This is a genomic window from Allotamlana fucoidanivorans (assembly GCF_045788535.1).
Lineage (GTDB): Bacteria > Bacteroidota > Bacteroidia > Flavobacteriales > Flavobacteriaceae > Allotamlana > Allotamlana fucoidanivorans.
In genome coordinates, this window is the sequence record NZ_CP074074.1 from 1695944 (window position 1) to 1714150 (window position 18207).

General features: G+C 34.5%; 12 protein-coding genes. 8 read left to right on the forward strand and 4 right to left on the reverse strand.

The annotated features are described in order from the left end of the window. Window position 1: 1 nt before the first annotated feature. From KFZ70_RS07780 to KFZ70_RS07790, 3 genes are read right to left on the reverse strand one after another with little or no spacing between them, the layout of a single operon-like run. On the reverse strand, window positions 2–1417 hold the full coding sequence (locus KFZ70_RS07780; RefSeq protein WP_139697496.1) for a M64 family metallopeptidase: 1416 nt from the start codon (window positions 1415–1417) through the stop codon (window positions 2–4). A 1-nt stretch (window position 1418) separates the two neighbouring features. Further along, window positions 1419–1931: a hypothetical protein gene (locus tag KFZ70_RS07785; protein WP_139697494.1), complete on the reverse strand. Its 513-nt coding sequence runs from the start codon at window positions 1929–1931 to the stop codon at window positions 1419–1421. Between the two features lie 49 nt (window positions 1932–1980). Further along, window positions 1981–8547, reverse strand: coding sequence for a carboxypeptidase-like regulatory domain-containing protein (locus KFZ70_RS07790; protein ID WP_139697492.1), 6567 nt, complete (start codon window positions 8545–8547; stop codon window positions 1981–1983). Window positions 8548–8764: 217 nt separating this feature from the next. Between KFZ70_RS07790 and KFZ70_RS07795 the strand changes: the two genes are divergently transcribed. The 8 genes from KFZ70_RS07795 to KFZ70_RS07830 all read left to right on the forward strand — a co-directional run bounded on the left by KFZ70_RS07795 (window position 8765) and on the right by KFZ70_RS07830 (window position 16889). Further along, window positions 8765–9715: a lipopolysaccharide assembly protein LapB gene (locus KFZ70_RS07795; RefSeq protein ID WP_139697490.1), complete on the forward strand. Its 951-nt coding sequence runs from the start codon at window positions 8765–8767 to the stop codon at window positions 9713–9715. A 170-nt stretch (window positions 9716–9885) separates the two neighbouring features. Next, window positions 9886–11241, forward strand: coding sequence for a UDP-N-acetylmuramate--L-alanine ligase (gene murC, locus KFZ70_RS07800; RefSeq protein WP_139697488.1), 1356 nt, complete (start codon window positions 9886–9888; stop codon window positions 11239–11241). A 51-nt stretch (window positions 11242–11292) separates the two neighbouring features. After that, complete coding sequence (gene radC / locus KFZ70_RS07805; protein ID WP_139697486.1) at window positions 11293–11991, forward strand: DNA repair protein RadC; 699 nt, start codon at window positions 11293–11295, stop codon at window positions 11989–11991. Window positions 11992–12044: 53 nt separating this feature from the next. Beyond that, a complete protein-coding gene (locus KFZ70_RS07810; protein WP_139697484.1) occupies window positions 12045–13349 on the forward strand; it encodes a polysaccharide deacetylase family protein in 1305 nt (434 codons plus the stop codon). After that, window positions 13336–14028 carry a YjjG family noncanonical pyrimidine nucleotidase gene (locus tag KFZ70_RS07815; RefSeq protein ID WP_317128552.1) on the forward strand — a complete coding sequence of 231 codons (693 nt, stop codon included), beginning with the start codon at window positions 13336–13338 and terminating at the stop codon, window positions 14026–14028. The genes KFZ70_RS07810 and KFZ70_RS07815 overlap by 14 nt, the downstream gene beginning before the upstream one ends. A 67-nt stretch (window positions 14029–14095) precedes the next feature. Continuing rightward, window positions 14096–14614, forward strand: coding sequence for a hypothetical protein (locus tag KFZ70_RS07820; protein ID WP_139697482.1), 519 nt, complete (start codon window positions 14096–14098; stop codon window positions 14612–14614). Then, window positions 14611–16020, forward strand: coding sequence for a DUF5723 family protein (locus KFZ70_RS07825; protein ID WP_139697480.1), 1410 nt, complete (start codon window positions 14611–14613; stop codon window positions 16018–16020). The genes KFZ70_RS07820 and KFZ70_RS07825 overlap by 4 nt, the downstream gene beginning before the upstream one ends. A 2-nt stretch (window positions 16021–16022) precedes the next feature. Next, window positions 16023–16889 carry a hypothetical protein gene (locus KFZ70_RS07830; protein ID WP_139697478.1) on the forward strand — a complete coding sequence of 289 codons (867 nt, stop codon included), beginning with the start codon at window positions 16023–16025 and terminating at the stop codon, window positions 16887–16889. Here KFZ70_RS07830 and KFZ70_RS07835 read toward each other — a convergent pair. After that, entirely contained in the window at window positions 16886–18169 is a 1284-nt protein-coding gene (locus KFZ70_RS07835; protein WP_139697476.1) for a replication-associated recombination protein A, read from the reverse strand. The two genes, KFZ70_RS07830 and KFZ70_RS07835, sit on opposite strands and share 4 nt — an antisense overlap. Window positions 18170–18207: the final 38 nt, after the last annotated feature.

An 18207-nucleotide genomic window follows, 5' to 3' on the forward strand; every position in this document is an offset into this window, starting at 1 on the left:
TTTAGTATTTAATCCATTTTTTGCTGACAACTAATATGGTATCAGCATAATAATTAATGGTGTAAATGCCTGGCGCCAATTGAGATACGTCTAATGGAGTTTCAGTATGATTACTTAGAATAGTAGATTTTACGTGTTTACCATCCATACTAATAATGTCTGCTTTTAAGCTTTTTGAGGTGTTGCTTTCAAACTTAAGATATAAAATACTGTGAGCTGGATTTGGGTGTAATGAAATATAATAAGTGTCGGTATTACTTTTTATGTCTTTAAGACCTAGTGCGTTGTATGTAATTGTCCAAGTCACTATATATACATGTGATCCGGCATTATGATTATCTACTTTTAAAAATGTAGAATCGTCTGTTATTGTTACGTTTAATGTATTGGTACCTGAGTTTAAGTCAGATTCATTAATAGAAATCGATTCAATATTTTGATTAAATTCTACACCATTTAAAAACCATGTGCTTATTAAACTGTTGGGGTTAGGCTGTATTAAATTCAGTTCAAAGTTTAAAGGGAATTCTGAGGGCTCTATAGAACTGTTATTAGGTATATAAGAATCTATGGGGGGCACTAAATCATGAATCTTTTCAACAATACCTTCCTGACAAACGGGGCAAAATCCTTTGTCAATCCTTTCCATGATACAGTTTTGGTGTGGCTTGTACCAACTAGCAGCAGTTCCAGAGTTACCATGCACATAGATGCCTACATTATTAATGTTTAGCCAGTTTTTCCATTTTACTAAATTGGTGTTTGTTTCTTGGGTCATGTTAATAGCTTCAGCTACAAAAATATCGCCTGGGTAATATTCGTCTTTTAGATTAAATAACGAATGTCCCAGTTCATGAATGGTTACAGCAGCTCCCCAATACCCATTATACGCCATAGGGAATTCGCCTCCACTACCTCCATATTCAGCAGAGTTTACAATAATTATAGCTTGGTCATATTCGGGAAAGTGATTGGCTAAAACCTCAGTTATTTTTTGTTGTGTATTATTGGCGTTGTTGCCATCAATTTCATAATAGAGTTTTCTGTGGCTTCCAAAAGAATCGTAAGTCGCATTGAAATAGGTGTCAACAAAAACTGGAGTTTGGCCAGTTTCGTCAACATCTAATGCTGTAGCAGGATGATCGGCACCACTTTCATTAGAAGGTACTTTTATAGCATAAACATTAAAATATGAGGTATAAGCATTGAACGGGGCATGATTAAACAATGTATTTGTAAAATGTTCAGCATCTAACATGAATTTGTTTAATTCAAACGATTGATAGCCTTCACTTAAAATAACTATGTTGATACGTTTATCATGAGCTCCAGAATATCTCAAAGTTTCCACAGAAAATTGAGCGTTAACTGTTGAAAAACTCATAAGAATAGCACATAACAATAGCAATTTTTTCATGTTATTCAAGCTCGATTTTTATGAGTTGGACTGATGCTTCTGAAAGCGCATTCACTTCACTTATAACAATATGTTTAGTTTTTGGGTGTAGTTGGAGTTTTAGTGAAACATTAGCCCTGTTTTGTTCAACAAGACGTTTTTCAAAACTTAATGAATCATTAGGAACTTCAATAGTGAGAAATAGTGGGTTTTTTATAAAAACGCTATGCAATTCTGATGCGTGGTCATCAACTTGAATACATTTAAGGTCGCCTTCAGATGGTTCTTTTGTGAACTTATTATTTGTGTTTTTTAATTTACCATCTGTCACAAATTTATTTTTAAGGGTCATGGTTTTTTGTCCATTACTATTTTTTTCAAGAACATAATTCAAAAATAATAGTTTAGGATGGTTTATAGGTATAGTGTTTTCAACCACATTGGTTTTTTTAGCACCACAGGACAATAGTATTAAGCATACTAAAAAACAGAGGGTACTTGAAAAGTGATGGTATGTTAAAATGGGGCTTTTCATCACACAAAGTTAATAAATAAAAAGTAGCGGATACCTAATGCCAAAAACGCTATTCACTTATATGAATTCTTTTACCTTCACTATGACTACTAAATTCTGGGGCATACATACTTTGAATTGTTGTAATACCATTACTCATATGTCCCGCATTGTTAACACGTAAGTCATATTCAAAAACATAAACACCTTTAGGTAAATGATCAAAAAAGAAATTGGTGCTAGCATCCTTGGTGCTTTGATAATATCCTAAACCATCTTGCCATTTGTAGTCAGATATAATATTTACAGGTTCAAGACCAGCAGCACGCATGTCTTTCATGTGAAGAAACTCCATATTTCTATCACTTTTCAATTCAATTCTTACCCGTATTAAATCGCCAACTTGTAATGGCGTTTCTGGGGTTATTTTAGAAATGATTTCTCCCGTGTCTGTGTTACGCTTTAAAAACAAGTTTTTCTTTAATTGTAAAGGTGTTTTGGCCGATGTAACTTTATCTAGATCTTCAAAGTATTGCCAGTAGGCATTGCCCCAGGCTATTCCTTCTCCTTTTTTAGCGAGTGTGATTTTTGCCATGTTGGGTTGTATTTCAGAAGCTGCCCAAAATGTTTTGTAATATCCTGTGCCAGCCTCAATATTTACGCCATCCAACGCTTTTGGGGCTATTTTTTTATCACCCACAGAAACGTTTACAGCTTCAGTAACACTAAGCCAGTCGCTGCCTTGTAAAAGTAGGGCGTAAACCGCTTCGGTGGTTGCTTTTGTCGTTTTCCATTGATTGGTTTGTTTGTTTTTAAGTAGCCAGATTTTAAGATTATCAATAGTTTCTTGTTGTTCTTCTTTATTGAAAATGAGTGATCCTGCTTCAGTAAACATTTCAATCATTAGAGCTTGAGTTTCAATAGGCGCCTCGTACCAAAACCACGAATTGGTGTTTTCTTTCCAATACATACCTAACTCTTCAGATGTTATGCTGGTTTCTTGTAAGGCTTTCATAATTTTTTTTGCGGTGTCCCAGTCATTATTTCTATAAGTAATTAAAGCCATCATTCCTTTTGAAGATAGATTGCGTTTTAACCAGTATGTTTTAATTTGAGTTTGATAATAGTTCATTATGCGTTCTACTTCTTTTGATTTTTTAATTTCAGGAAAGAAGCTTCGCATATATAGGTACTGCAATTGGGAGTGGGTTAAGTGGTCTTTTGATAAATCAACATGGCTATTGTATTTTTTAATGTCATGATAGGCTTTTACAAACTGCTTATCTAAATAAGATAGGGCTTTTTTTATCATCATACTATACTGATCGTTATCTGTTATGACAAGCTGTTTAAGGTGGCCAAAACCAGATATGATATGTTGTGTGATATAACGGTTTTCTCTTCCTCCGTTAAACCAAGACCAACCTCCTGATGCCATTTGGTTGGATTTTAACTTGGTTATTGCTATTTGTTGGGCGGTATTCATTTTATGCAAATCAAACAATAAAGCGATGCGTTTTTTTTGTTCTGTTTCGCTTTGCGCATCGCGTAACCAAGGCGTTTCTTGAACAAGAATTGATTTTAATTCTTGGTTTTTTTCAAGGTTACTTATCAAGGCATCTTGCGAACCCCATTGGTCAAAAACAGTTTTGATTTTAGGATTGGAATTTACAATATAACGCGCCAAAGTATTTGCATAAAATCTGGAAAAGGTTTGTTCATTGCACTCATAAGGGTATTCCATAAGGTAAGGAAGGGCTTGAACCGCATACCAAGCTGGGTTTGAAGTTATCTCTAAAGTAAACTTATGGTGTTTTAGGCTTGCAGAGTGGTTTGTTTTTAGTTTGTCTAGTGTAAACGTGCGTGTTTCATTACTTTTTACCCACATAGGTAGTGTTTCGGTTACTAGTATTCTATTGGATAGAACGGGTAATACATTTTCTTCACCATCACTAAAATTATTTGATTGTGCTATAAATTTATACTGAACCGCTTGAATGGATTCAGGAATGCTAATATTCCATGAAACATGCGTATTGCCTTTCGCATTGATAGAGAAGCTTTTTTGATTTTCAATATTTTTTAAATCAATATCTATAGGTTGTCCTGAAATGGCATCAAATAAAAGCAAACGAGCGGTTCCTGAAATGGGTTGCTCTGTTAAATTTGCAACTTTTGCACTCAACCTAATGCTATCACCAGCTCTTAGAAATCGTGGCGTGTTAGGAAGTATCATAAGTTCTTTCTGGGTTACCGCAGTAAGCCTTGTAACCTTGCTTTTTAAATGCTTAGTATGTGCTAAAAGCTGTAATTTCCATTGGGTTAAAGCTTCAGGTGTAGTAAAGCTGAAACTAATATTTCCCTGCTCATCGGTTTGTAAATGAGGAAGAAAGAAAGCCGTTTCATTTAGGTTTTTTCTAATTTGTACTTGCGATAAAGTATTTAAGCTAGATTTGGTTGTGATAAGGATAACACCGTTTGCGGCTTTACTGCCATAAATAGCCGTTGCTGAAGCATCTTTTAAAACATTAATAGATTGTATGTTTGAGGGGTCTAAATCCATATTGCCTTCCACTATTTTACCATCAATGATATATAAAGGTTTTCCATTATTTGGTACGCTACTGGCTCCTCTAATCATAATTTTTGAAGGGGCGCCAGGAACACCTGGTTCAGAATCTATTTCTAAACCTGAAATCTGTCCTGCCAAGGCATTTTGTAAACTCAAGCTATCCTCTAGAGTTTCTTCTTGAACCATGGCAACAGCGCCAGTTATAGCTTCTTTTTTTTGTGTGCCATAACCTACTACTACAACTTCATCTAAATGAGCCTCATCTTCAGATAGAGAAATATTTAATCTGTTTTTACTAACCGTTATGTTTTGAGTGGTGTAACCAATAAACGATATTTCTAAAACATCTCCTTGTTGAGCTTGAATGGCAAAGTTACCATCAAAATCGGTGGTAACCCCTTGGGAGGTTCCTTTCACCACAATAGTAGCACCGGGTATAGGATTTCCATTTTTATCAGAGATGGTACCGGATATAAAGCCGTCCTTTACATTCTCATGAAATTGCATTGAACGTCTGTATTTTAAAGATTGCAGATACTGATTGTTAACCCATTGATTATTCGTGAAACTAAATCCGAACCAATTGTAAGTGTCATAATGTTGTTCAGGATAATTAAAATATTGGTAGTTATTATGTGTTCTAAAATATGTTGTTCCAAAACTTCTGTAGCCAGAATATCTATGTTGAGCCCTGTAAGTTGGTGTGTTAATGGGGGAGAAATTCCACGTGTGTGGTTTAAACTGATCTAAAGAGGCATCATACATACTAGCCAATAGTTCGGCACTAACCTGATTGCCATCGGGGCCTTTTATTTTGAACTGCCAAGCCTCATCAGTGCCGGGCTGCAGCTTATCTCTAAATATTAAGGTTTCAATGCTGAGGTTTGTTTTGGGAAAGGGAACAGCAATAAATTGGGTTCCTGAGTTATAATTATTAAACGCTGCAAAACTGTAGTTTATAGCAAAACCACCTAAATCAATGGCTGTAACAGGAATACTAATCACTTTTTTGTTGGCATTGAGCGTTATTATTTCTGTTTGAATTTCTTGGTCTTTTTTCTCAATAAGGATTGTGATATTTAAGTGTTTTGCAGCTGATCCAAGTGTAATATGGGCCGTTTCACCAACTTGATAGCTTGGCTTGTCAGTAGAAATAGTAAAGAGCTGATTGTCTGCAGGAAGCAGGTCATTATTACTGAATAACACAGTACGCGATTCATCTTTAACCAATTGACCAAACTTGTCTTTGGCCTCAAGAATAATGATATATTGGCCCGATTTCCAATGTTTTATTCTACCAAATTCTAGTGTCTTTGATAGCTTGGTATCAAATGTTTTTTCAAGTACCAAAGTGCCTTTTTCTAATGAGGTAAGGTTGTATGCATTATTATAAGCATCATGAGGGAATAAGTGTGTATAGGCTTCTTCTGAAAATTCTTGATAATCGGGAGTTGGCCACGGACGTTTTCTTAAAACACGGTTAGGACTTTTAGCTTTATATATTTTTATAGTGCCTTTAGTAGGAGCAAATTCACCATTTAAATTCTGAGTTGAAATATGTATTTCGTGGTGTTTGTTGGTTTTATCTAGTTGTTCAGGCACACTTAATTGGGCTATTAACGCATGATAACCAACGTTGATTATTGTTGTAGTACTTCTGGTTTCTCCGTTTAAATCGGTTACGTCTGCAATAACTTCATATTTAAAAACAGGAAGACTAGACGGGTGTGCACTTTTGTCTGGAATGGCCTTAAAGGTAATCTCAAAATTGCCAGAATCGTTTGTTGTAGTTTCTCCATGGGTTATTTCTTGTGCTTCATGAGATGCAGAAGGATAATACCAAAAATACCATCTGGGGTATTCTATTTTACGGTGCACGCGATATGTGACTTTGCTATTGGTTACATTACTTCCTGCATAAGCCAAGGCCTTGCCGTTTACTTTAATAGAATCATTTACTTTGTAGGTTTTAGTTACAGGGTTGAATTTGGTTTCAAATTTTGGTCGTTTATATTCTTCAACCGAAAAATGAAAGGTATTGTCAATGTCTATCCGATTAGAATCTGAATATAATTCAATGGTGTATTCACCATTTAGCCCTGAATTTGGAAGCACAAACTCGCCTGAAATAGAGCCAAATTCATTTGTGGTTAATGCTATATTAAACACGTCATCTTCATTAACATCATAAACTTCTAAATGAAACAGTTCGTTAGGAATTACTTCAGATTTGCCATCTTTGGTTTTCATGGCAATAGCTTTGAAGAATACGGTTTGCCCAGGGCGATAAATACTCCTGTCAGTAAATAAAAAAGCTCTATAATTGACATCTTCTTTATCTGTTTTATAAAATCTATTGATGTAATAATTACCAAAGTAGGCTATGTCACCCTCCTTTTTTACTTTTAAATGGATGTTGTTATACCAGCTATTGTCTTTGCGGATTTTAATTTGTCCATTGTCATCTGTAGTATAAAACTCGGTTTTGTTATTTCCTATTTTTCTGGAGAAATAGGAGAAATCAATACGTGCATTTGAAATAGGTTTACCATGATTCCTGTCAATGATTTGAAAGATTTTTTGATTGGGAGTTTCAGTTTCTATCAATGCCAAATTGGTTACTTGAACTTGGGCAAAAGCAAAACTATTCTCAAGGTTTTTGTTTGAGGCAACAATTAAATATCGTCCATTGTTTAGTTTTGGAAGCAACACTTCTGTGGTGTGCGTCTGGAAGTCGGTTTCATTTTTTAAAGTACTTTGCCATGATTTATATAGATGAAGTTTTTCAGTAAACCGCTGTTGCTCTTCCTTTCTGTATATCTTATTAAATTGTTTTACCTGATTTTCAGAAAGTTTGTATACTTTAAAATGAAGCGTATCAGTATTTTTATATTTTACTAAGACGCGGGCGTGCTTTTGAATAGGAAGAAATTGTTCGGTGGTGATTTCAAAGGATGCTTGTAGAATTTGTGATTTTAATACACTACATTTTTCAGCACTTAAACTTTCAGGATATTTAGATATGATATCATGACATATCTTTAAGGCTTCTTTTGCTTTCCAGCGGTAATCTTCTTTAGTTTTCGGTTCATAGTTTTGACTCTGGGAATAGTATAGAGATGCTATCTTAAAATCATATAAAGCGGACGCTTCTTTATCTTGTAATGCTTGACTTTCTTGTTGTAAAGTTTCTAGTAAAACAGTTTCTTTTTCGGGAAACGTAGCATGTTGTTGAACAAATGATAACCGATCAATATTAACATCTGCCAAGGCTAATTTTGAACTGTCGTCTAAGTGAAATCGTATTAGGGACTTATAAATTTTTAAAGCCTGTAGCTGTAGAGAGGTGGAATCCTTTGATTGTATTTTAAGGGTTGAAAATGGTTGGGCATTAGCCATAAATTCAGGGTTGTTCAATTCAAATTTGTAGGCGGGTTTGCTGATATGCGTTTCATCTGTTTTATAAAATTCTAAGGCTTGATGGCATAAAAAATCAAATAGTGTAGGTCTGAAAACTTTTGAATCTGGATATTCATTAAGTAAAATAGCGTATTTCTCTAGTTGTTCTTGTTGTAGTAATAACCCGTTTTTTAGGGAGTTTTGATAGTGTAGGTGAATTTCATTAAACAGGGTTTGTAAGTCCCAGGTTCTAAAATCTTGTACATCTACTTTTTCAGAGGTTGTGCTGCGGTTATAAAAGCGCCATCGGTTTTGATTAAAATATTGCCAATAAAGGTTAGCAAGTATGTTTTCCAGAATATGTTTAGTTGGAAACGTACTGTTTGAAATGTTTTGCTTGAAGTTTTCTATAATTTGAAGCTGAGCATCTTCCTCCAAAACCAATGCAAATTTACTTTTGTATAACATGGTTTTTATAACCTGTACATGGTTGTTATCCTTTAGCGCTTGGTTCTCAATAGATGTTACTGTTTTAAGTGCCGATTGAACCAAGCCGTCTAATTCATACTGTTCTACTTGAGACCACAGATTTTGATAGGTATCGTTTTGAGCGTGTATGAATAGTGATAAAAATAAAAGTGCCGAGGTAATAAGCCAATGTTTCATGTGTCATGTTTTACTAGCAAATTACATTCAAAAGCTATTCCAAAAAACAATAACTGAGTAAAAGCTAGCGTTGGATGAGTGAAGTTAATCATTTTATAATGTAAAAAAGGTTAAGTGATTAAGAATCGTAGAGTGGTTTAAGAGTGTTACTATTTTTAATCCTACGCTTACGATGCTTTATTCTGAAAGTGTATTTTTGTAATACTAAACGGTTGCTATGAAGTTAATATGGTTATGCTTACTGTGTCCAATTATGTTGGTTTCCCAAACCGATTTTAAAGAGGTGAATCAACTTTTTGAGGATAAAAACTATGCGCAAGCAGCAGGTTTGTTAAATACGTATCTAGAACAAAACCCCAAAAACCTGGAAGCCATTGAGTTATTAGGTGATGCATATGGGCATCAAGAAAAATGGGATGAGGCCTTAGTGTATTATAAACAGTTACTTGAAACAGATAGCTATAATGCTAATTATCATTACAAGTACGGAGGTGTTTTAGGAATGAAAGCCTTAGAAAATAAATTTAAAGCCATCGGCTTTATTGGTGATGTGAAAAGCTCTTTTTTAAAAGCGGCAGAATTAGATAGAAGTCACATTGGTGCACGTTGGGCATTGGTAGAATTGTATATGCAATTGCCAGGTATAATAGGAGGAAGTAAAAAGAAGGCTTTAGAATTTGCAGAACAGCTAGAAAACCTTTCAAAGGTGGATGGTTATTTAGCTAAAGGGTATATTTATGAATATGATGACGAACCCGAATTAGCCGAAAACTATTATAAAAAAGCGATAGTTGAAGGTGGTTCAGTAACCTGTTATAATAAGCTGATTAGTTTTTATGAAGGCGAAAATGCACCAGAAAAAGCTTTACAAACAGCTGAAACCGCTCAAAAAAAGCACCAAAGAAATGCCTTGCATTATCAGATTGGCAAAATAGCTGCAGAGTATAATATTGAGCTTCAAAAAGGGTTACGTTGTTTAGAAACATACATACAAAACTATTCAGCCGAAGATGGTGTACCTATAGCTTGGGCTCATTACCGTTTAGCTCAGATTTATACCTATAAAAACAACAAAAGCCGAGCACTAAAGTACATAGATTTGGCTATTGAAGCGCTTCCGGAAATTAAACTTTTTAAAAAGCAAAAGGATAGGATTTTAGCCTTATAGTTTTTAATCCGTCAAAAGTAAATGGGATTAGTTGCATACGCATACCATTCAAATAAAAATTTTGCTAATTCACGGTGTCTCCCAACTTCAATTTATATATTTACACTGGTGTAAAACTAATTTAAAAGTAGAAAGTCAGCCGGCTACTTTTTGTGATCAAAAATCGTAATATGAACGTACATTTTATTGCCATAGGAGGAGCCGCCATGCATAATTTGGCATTGGCGCTACATAATAAAGGGTATCAGGTAACAGGTAGTGATGATACTATTTTTGAGCCTTCAAAATCAAGATTAGCATCAAAGGGGTTGTTGCCAGAATCTTTTGGCTGGTTTCCTGAAAAAATAAATACAAACCTTGATGCCATCGTTTTAGGAATGCATGCTAAGGCCGATAATCCAGAGCTGTTAAAAGCCCAAGAATTAGGCATAAAGATATACAGTTACCCTGAGTTTTTATATGAGCAATCTAAGCATAAAACAAGAGTAGTGATTGGGGGTAGTCATGGTAAAACAACTATAACCTCAATGATTTTACATGTTATGCATTACCATGGCAAAGATGTTGACTATATGGTTGGCGCCCAGTTAGAAGGTTTTGATGTGATGGTTAAGTTGACAGAAGACAATGATTTTATTGTTTTAGAAGGTGATGAATATCTGAGTTCACCTATTGATAGACGACCTAAATTTCATTTATACAAACCCAATATTGCTTTATTAAGTGGTATAGCCTGGGATCATATCAACGTGTTTCCAACGTATGAAAACTATGTTGAACAGTTTGAAATTTTTGTAGATTCTATTGTTGATGGAGGCAGTATCAATTATAATGAAGAAGACGCTGAGGTTAAGCGTGTGGTAGAAGCGAGTGAAAATCCTATTAGAAAAATAGCCTATTCTACACCTGAATATATCGTGGAGAAAGGGCAAACCTTAATAGAAACTCCAGAAGGTCCTTTACCTATTGAAGTGTTTGGGCGACACAATCTTAATAACTTGGCTGGAGCTAAATGGATTTGTCAGCATATGGGCATTGATGAAGATGATTTTTATGAAGCCATTGCCACGTTTAAAGGTGCTAGCAAACGGCTAGAAAAAATAGCCGAAGGTAAAAATAGTGTGGCTTTCAAAGATTTTGCACATTCACCAAGCAAAGTTGAAGCAACAACCAAGGCGGTTAAAGAACAGTATAAAAATAGAACGTTGGTGGCTTGTTTAGAGTTGCATACGTATAGTAGTTTAAATGCCGAGTTTTTAAAAGAATATAAGGGGGCGCTTGATGCCTCCGATGTTGCGGTAGTGTTTTATTCGCCACATGCCGTTGAAATAAAAAAGCTAGATGCCGTTAGCCATGAACAAATCTCTCAAGCGTTTCAGCGGGATGACTTAATCATTTTTACTAATCCAACTGATTTTAAAGAGTTTCTCTTTTCGCAGAACTTTAATGATAAGGCATTACTGCTCATGAGTTCAGGTAATTATGGGGGCTTAGATTTTGATGTCGTAAAAACCTTGATACAATAGAATTAACGTACGTTCTTTGATTTATAACCTTGCATTATTTATCTTTAACACATGCAAGAAAAATCAACATCCCTATCTATTAAAAACTGGCATCAAGATGATCAACCTCGTGAAAAGCTACTTTACAAAGGTAAAATGGCACTTAGTGATGCTGAGTTGGTAGCCATTCTAATTGGTTCTGGTAATAGAGATGAAAGTGCGGTGGCCCTATGTAAGCGTATTTTAGCGAGTGTAGATTATAAATTAAATGAGCTGGGAAGGCTTTCTGTAAAACAGTTAATGACCTTTAAAGGTATTGGAGAGGCTAAGGCTATCACGATAGTTGCCGCCCTTGAATTAGGGCGCCGCCGCAGGGGAGAAGAGGCCTTAGAAAAAAAGAAGATTACCTCAAGTGTATCGGTTTTTGAAATTATGCAGCCTATAATAGGTGATTTGCCTCACGAAGAATTTTGGATTATCTATATGAATAACTCCAATAAAGTGCTTCAAAAACAGCAATTGAGTAAAGGTGGTATCACCGGTACATTAGTGGATGTACGGCTCGTTTTAAAAACAGCACTTGAGGTTGGAGCAACAGGTCTTATTCTGTCACATAATCATCCTTCAGGAACATTAAAGCCAAGTGAAGCAGATAAACAAATCACTCAAAAATTGAAAGTTGCAGCAAAAAGTTTAGATATAGTGGTTTTAGATCATCTTATTGTAACAGAAAAAACCTATTTTAGTTTTGCAGATGAAGGTGTTTTATAATTTTAAGCAGCTTCATAGACCCTTGAAACACTTGTTCAGAATATTTATAAACTATGCTTTTAGTTTACACCTCCAAAATATCGCCAAGACTCAATTATGTGTTTAAACATGTTTGCACCCGAGTTCTAGGTATAAAAGTTGAGTTCACTACAAAAATTGAGGAGCTAATTGCACACGAGGATCTAAAAATGTCTTACACCAAACAGCAATTGGGAAACGAATTTTTTGTTAAGAGTCATGATATATTGTTTGAACAAGGCTTAGGAGATGTAGAAATTCATGTGCAACGGTGGGATGAAACAAAATGCTTTTTTTACAATGGCGATAAAAGTTCTATTCCTTTTGATATTTTCTCGGCATCATTTTATTTGTTATCACGATATGAAGAGTATCTGCCACATGTAAAGGATGAGTTTGGGAGATTCACTGCAACTGAAAGCTTAGCTTTTAAAGAAGGTTTTTTGCATCAACCAGTAGTAGATATTTGGGCCTATAAATTTAAGGCAGCGTTACAAGATCAGTTTCCCGATTTTGAGTTCCCAAACAGATCATATAAAATAACTCCTATTATTGATGTGCCTAGTCCGTACCATTATAAATTAAAAGGTTTAATGAGAACCTTTGGAGGCCTAGTGGGAGATCTTTCTCGTCTTAAATTTAAAAGTTTATACAAACGGTTTATAGTATTATTAGGGTTTAAACATGATCCTTTTGATACCTTTAAATATATTATTAATAGGCAAAAAAGTTCAAGATTCAAGTTTCTGTTTTTCTTTTTAATCGGTGATTTTTCAACCTTTGATAAAGGCGTTAATCCCAATAAAAAGAAATTTGTTTCGTTAATAAAACATGTGGCTGATTATTGTAGAGTGGGTCTTAAAATTTCATTTTTAGCTTTGGAAGATGCTGACATGCTAAAAAAGGAAAAAACAAAGATGGAGGCTATTTTAAATACAAACTTAAAGGCTTCAAGACAATCTTTTTCAAAATTAAATTTGCCTGAAACCTACAGGAATCTAATCACACTTGAAATTAATGAAGATTATACTATGGGTTATGTAAATCATATTGGGTTTAGAGCAGGATCCTGCTCTCCGTTTTTATTTTATGACCTCGATTATGAAGTTCAAACTCCTTTAAAAATAGTGCCTTACCAACTTATGGATTATGCCTTGTTAAAACATGAGTCCTTATTAGATAAAAAGAAGGTTTTAAATGAAATTATAAATGAAGTTCAACGGGTCAATGGTGAGTTTGTGCCTATTTTTCATAATTATACGTTTGGAGATAGTCAAAGATGGTCTGGTTTTAAGGAATTGTTTAATATGATTTTAGATTCAGCAGATGATGAGGTTTAAAGGTGTTACAGATGTATTTTTTGATTTAGATCATACACTGTGGGATTTTGATAAAAACTCAGCTTTAACTTTTCAGAAAATTTTTGATCTCAATCAAATGAACATCAATTTAACAGATTTTTTGAGTCATTATGAACCTATCAATCTCTACTATTGGAAATTATACAGAGAAGAAAAAATTGAAAAACAGGCGCTACGGTATGCCAGATTAAATGATACGTTTTCTGCACTTGGTACACCTGTTGAAGAGGCACTTATTTATAAACTGTCAGATGATTATATAGCTCATTTAACAGGGTTTAATCATTTATTTGATCACACTTTTGAGGTTTTAGAGTATTTAGCGCCCCATTATAATTTACATATTATTACTAATGGCTTTGAAGAAGTACAACAAAAAAAACTTATCAACTCAGGCATTTACAAGTATTTCACAACGATTACTAATTCAGAAATGGTTGGGGTAAAAAAGCCTAATCCTTTAATTTTTAATTACGCCTTACATCAGGCCCAAGCAGAACGACACCAAAGTGTGATGATTGGTGATAGTTTTGAGGCCGATATATTGGGTGCTCAAAACATAGGAATGGATGTTATCTTTTTTGATGTGCATAATACATCAATTAGTAAGGATATTATTCAAATTAATTCATTGTCACAACTTAAAGATATTTTGTAATAGTTTAAAGTATAGTCTCTTGAATAGTTATACCAATTTTTCGAAGTTTCTATTGTGTATTCTTACTATGACTACATGGTGGTCTTGTACAAAAGATGTAAACTTTAGTCAATTGAATGATTTAACCTTGTCGCCTGCTGTGGTGTCTAGCTTAGTTTTTTTTGATGAACCAGCTAATACGTTTTATGATAACGGATCGGAGGTTTCAGCGATTCAAGATTTTATTATGGTAGATATTTTTAATAATGCCTTTGTTCAGGATGATTTGGTGAAATCTGAATTTCATTTTGAGTCAAAAAACGCAATCAATAGAAGTTTTATTCTTCAAATTGATTTTTTTGATATATCAGGAAAAGTATTGCATACCTTTCAGGTAAGCCAAGAAGCTAGTGGAAATGCTGTAGAAACCGTATCTCATCATATTGAAGTGTTTGAAGGTGATGACATTGAGGTGTTAAAGCAAACACAAGTAGTTATGTTTACCTTAAGAGTAGCTGCAGGGCAACCTATTGATGAACATACGCCTGGCCGCATTCAGTTAAAATCATTTGCATCATTTTATTTTGAAATAGACGTCTCAGAATGAAAAACTACTTGACTTTTTGGGGCTTAATTTTATTTTGCTTGACATCTTATACTCAAAACAAGCAAATACTTTATGGCTTTTCAGAAATACCACAAGCCTTATTGCTTAATCCGGGAGGAAAAATAACTAATAAGTGGTACGTTGGTATGCCTTTGCTGTCACATGTTCACGTTTCAAGCGGAACGACTGGGTCAACTGTTTATGATCTATTTGCAGATAATGGGGTAGCGTTTAATACCAAGTTCAGAAAAGCAATTTATGGCATGAGCAATAAGGATTTTTTTAGTTTTAATGAACAAATTGATGTTTTTTCGGGAGGTTTAGCTATGGGACCTAGTTATGAGAAAAATCAATATTTGAGCTTTGGCTTGTATCAAGAGTTAGATTTTATTGGTTATTTTCCTAAAGATTATGTCGTGTTAGCCTTAGAAGGGAATCAAAATAATATTAATAAGATTTTTGATGCAGGTGATTTAAACGCTACGGCTGAAGTTATATCAGTAGTACATGTTGGCTACAATAAAACATTGAATTCAAAAATGTCGTTCGGATTTAGAGGGAAAATTTACTCTAGTGTTATGACTGTAAGTTCCAAGAGAAATAAAGGGTATTTTGTTACAACACAAGGACAAAACAATACATATAATCATGTGTTCGATCTTAATTTAGAGTTAAAAACCTCAGGTATTTCACACCTGCTAGATGATGATAATTCTAGCTTGGAACAAGATTTGAAAACGCTAAGAAGACGCTTGTTTTTTGGAGGTAATTTAGGGTTAGGCTTTGATGTAGGGATGAGTTACCAAATTAGTAATCAATGGTCGGTTGATGGCAGTTTGCTAGATATTGGGTTTATTCATCACTCTAAAGACATAGAAAATTACAAAGTGGAGGGCGTTTATACTTTTGAAGGTGTAAATCCTATTTTTCCTGAATCTGGCAATAACCAGTCGGCTGACGCGTATTGGAGTGAAATAGAAGAAGATTTTGAAGATTTGTTTCAGGTAGATACTACAGCTTCTAAATTCACCAGTTGGCGTCCAGTAAAATTAAATGCCTCTATAAATTATGCTTTTGGTAAACGATCAGAGAAAGAATGTACCTGTGTAAAAGAGGACTCAGGATATTTAAATGCGGTTGGTTTACAGTTGTATGTCATAAAGCGACCAAGGCGCCCACAGTTAGCAATAACCAGTTACTATTATAGAAAATTATTTGAATGGTTACGAATAAAGGCGACTTATACGGTAGATTCGTATTCATTTTCCAATATCGGAATGGGAGTTTCTGCGCATTGGGGAGCTATTAATTTTTATCTTATGGCCGATAATTTTTTAGAATACAAAAATATTTATGATGCAGAAGCTGTATCTTTACAATTAGGGTTCAATTATATATTTAAATGAAAATGAAAACAAGATTTTTTACTGTGGTTTTGATGTGTTTCATGGCAGGTGTGATGTTTGCTCAAAAAAGTATAAATAACTATAAATACGTTATCGTGCCTAATAAGTTCGATTTTTTAAAAGAAAAAGATCAATACCAACTCAATTCACTTACAAAATTTTTGTTCAACAAATATGGGTTTGAAGCTATCATGGAAGGCGGCGAGTACCCTGAAGATTTAAATTTCAATCGGTGTTTAGCGCTTAAAACAGATGTTAATAAAGATTCAGGTATGTTTAAAACTAAGCTTACGGTGATTTTAAAAGACTGTAATGAACGGGTTGTTTATACCTCAGAAATTGGCGATAGCAGGGAGAAAGAGTTTAAAAAAGCTTATAATGAAGCGTTAAGACATGCTTTTAATTCCATTGAAGCGCTAAATTATAAGTATGAGCCTGTAAATGATAAGGTAGTTATGGGAACGGATGCACCAGTTTCTGCTTCAACTAATGATTCTGAAGAGGTGAAAGCCTTAAAACAAGAAATAGAAACATTAAAAAATAAGCAAGAAATAAATAAACCAGCAGTAGTAGGAGCATCAGTAGTAGCTTTAGAAGCTGCAAACACTTCTTCAAAGGCACCAGAATCAGCAGGCCATGTGAATAAAGTATTATCGGGCGTGTTGTATGCACAAAAAATTGAAAACGGTTATCAGCTAGTAGACAGTACACCTAAAGTGGTGTACAAGCTAAAGCAAACTCATTTGGATAATGTATTTCTTGTGGAGAATAAAAGTGCCATTGTTTTTAAGCAGGATGAACATTGGGTGGTGGAGTATTACGAAAATAATACGTTAAAGCAACAAAAGTTAACTATTAAGTTTTTTTAGTAATTATACTTGTCTTTCCAGCGTTGCTTTAAAAATTCTTTTTGAGCTTGCTCTCTGCCATTAGTTCCAGGGTCATAAAGTTTGGTGTTTTTAATTTCTTCAGGCAAGAATTCTTGTGCTGCAAAATTGTTTTCGTAGTTGTGAGCATATTTGTAGTGTTCGCCATATCCCAATTCTTTCATAAGTTTTGTGGGTGCATTTCTAATATCAAGAGGAACACTTAAATCTCCTGTTTGTTTTACTAATTGTTGCGCTTTGCCAATGGCGGCATAGGCAGCGTTACTTTTGGGAGAACAGGCTAAGTATGTGGCACATTGACTCAAAATAATTCGTGATTCTGGAAAACCAATTGTTGATACTGCCTGAAAGGTGTTATTAGCAATGACTAGAGCAGTGGGGTTGGCATTTCCAATATCCTCACTAGCCGAAATAAGTAATCGCCTAGCTATAAATTTTACATCTTCACCGCCTTCAATCATGCGCGCTAACCAATATACAGCACCATTTGGGTCACTCCCTCTAATGGACTTTATAAATGCCGAAATGATATCATAATGTTGCTCACCTGTTTTATCATATCTTACGGTATTATTTTGAATTTTTTCAAGAACAATAGCGTCGGTAATTTCAATGTTATCTGAAGGGAAAGCGTTAACAATTAGTTCGAATATATTTAAAAGTTTTCTAGCATCACCACCAGATAATTTGAGAAGCGCTTTGGTTTCTTTAAGTTGAATGTTTTTTTTTGAAAGTAGCGTATCTTGCTCAATGGCTCTTTTCAAAAGCATTTCTAAATCTTCTTTACTAAAAGCATTCAGAATATAAACCTGACATCTTGATAAAAGTGCTGAAATAACCTCAAAACTGGGGTTTTCAGTAGTAGCACCTATTAAGGTTATCCAACCTTTTTCAACAGCTTGTAGCAATGAATCCTGCTGAGATTTACTGAAACGATGAATCTCGTCAATAAACAAAATAGGGTTCTTTGTGGTAAATAAACCACCACTTTGCTTGGCTTTTTCTATAACATCCCTAACATCTTTAACCCCAGAATTTATGGCGCTTAAAGTGTAGAACGGTCTACCTGATTCTGTGGCAATAATATTTGCCAATGTAGTTTTGCCAGTTCCTGGAGGTCCCCAAAGAATCATTGAAGGAATTAATCCCTTAGAAATATGTTGACCTAGCGCACCTTTCTTACCCACAAGATGTGTTTGACTTACATAGTCGCTAAGATGTTTAGGTCGTAAACGTTCTGCTAAAGGTTCATTGCCATTCATAACTGTAAAATTAACCATTTTTACATATGTAAAGCGTG

What these genes read in the sequence shown, in the direction of transcription:
- murC (WP_139697488.1), top strand. Translation starts at nt 9,886, where the DNA reads ATGAACGTACATTTTATTGCCATAGGAGGAGCCGCCATGCATAATTTG.
- KFZ70_RS07825 (WP_139697480.1), top strand. Translation starts at nt 14,611, where the DNA reads ATGAAAAACTACTTGACTTTTTGGGGCTTAATTTTATTTTGCTTGACA.
- KFZ70_RS07810 (WP_139697484.1), top strand. Translation starts at nt 12,045, where the DNA reads ATGCTTTTAGTTTACACCTCCAAAATATCGCCAAGACTCAATTATGTG.
- KFZ70_RS07795 (WP_139697490.1), top strand. Translation starts at nt 8,765, where the DNA reads ATGAAGTTAATATGGTTATGCTTACTGTGTCCAATTATGTTGGTTTCC.
- KFZ70_RS07820 (WP_139697482.1), top strand. Translation starts at nt 14,096, where the DNA reads ATGACTACATGGTGGTCTTGTACAAAAGATGTAAACTTTAGTCAATTG.
- KFZ70_RS07815 (WP_317128552.1), top strand. Translation starts at nt 13,336, where the DNA reads ATGATGAGGTTTAAAGGTGTTACAGATGTATTTTTTGATTTAGATCAT.
- KFZ70_RS07780 (WP_139697496.1), bottom strand. Translation starts at nt 1,417, where the DNA reads ATGAAAAAATTGCTATTGTTATGTGCTATTCTTATGAGTTTTTCAACA.
- KFZ70_RS07835 (WP_139697476.1), bottom strand. Translation starts at nt 18,169, where the DNA reads ATGAATGGCAATGAACCTTTAGCAGAACGTTTACGACCTAAACATCTT.
- KFZ70_RS07785 (WP_139697494.1), bottom strand. Translation starts at nt 1,931, where the DNA reads ATGAAAAGCCCCATTTTAACATACCATCACTTTTCAAGTACCCTCTGT.
- KFZ70_RS07830 (WP_139697478.1), top strand. Translation starts at nt 16,023, where the DNA reads ATGAAAACAAGATTTTTTACTGTGGTTTTGATGTGTTTCATGGCAGGT.
- radC (WP_139697486.1), top strand. Translation starts at nt 11,293, where the DNA reads ATGCAAGAAAAATCAACATCCCTATCTATTAAAAACTGGCATCAAGAT.
- KFZ70_RS07790 (WP_139697492.1), bottom strand. Translation starts at nt 8,547, where the DNA reads ATGAAACATTGGCTTATTACCTCGGCACTTTTATTTTTATCACTATTC.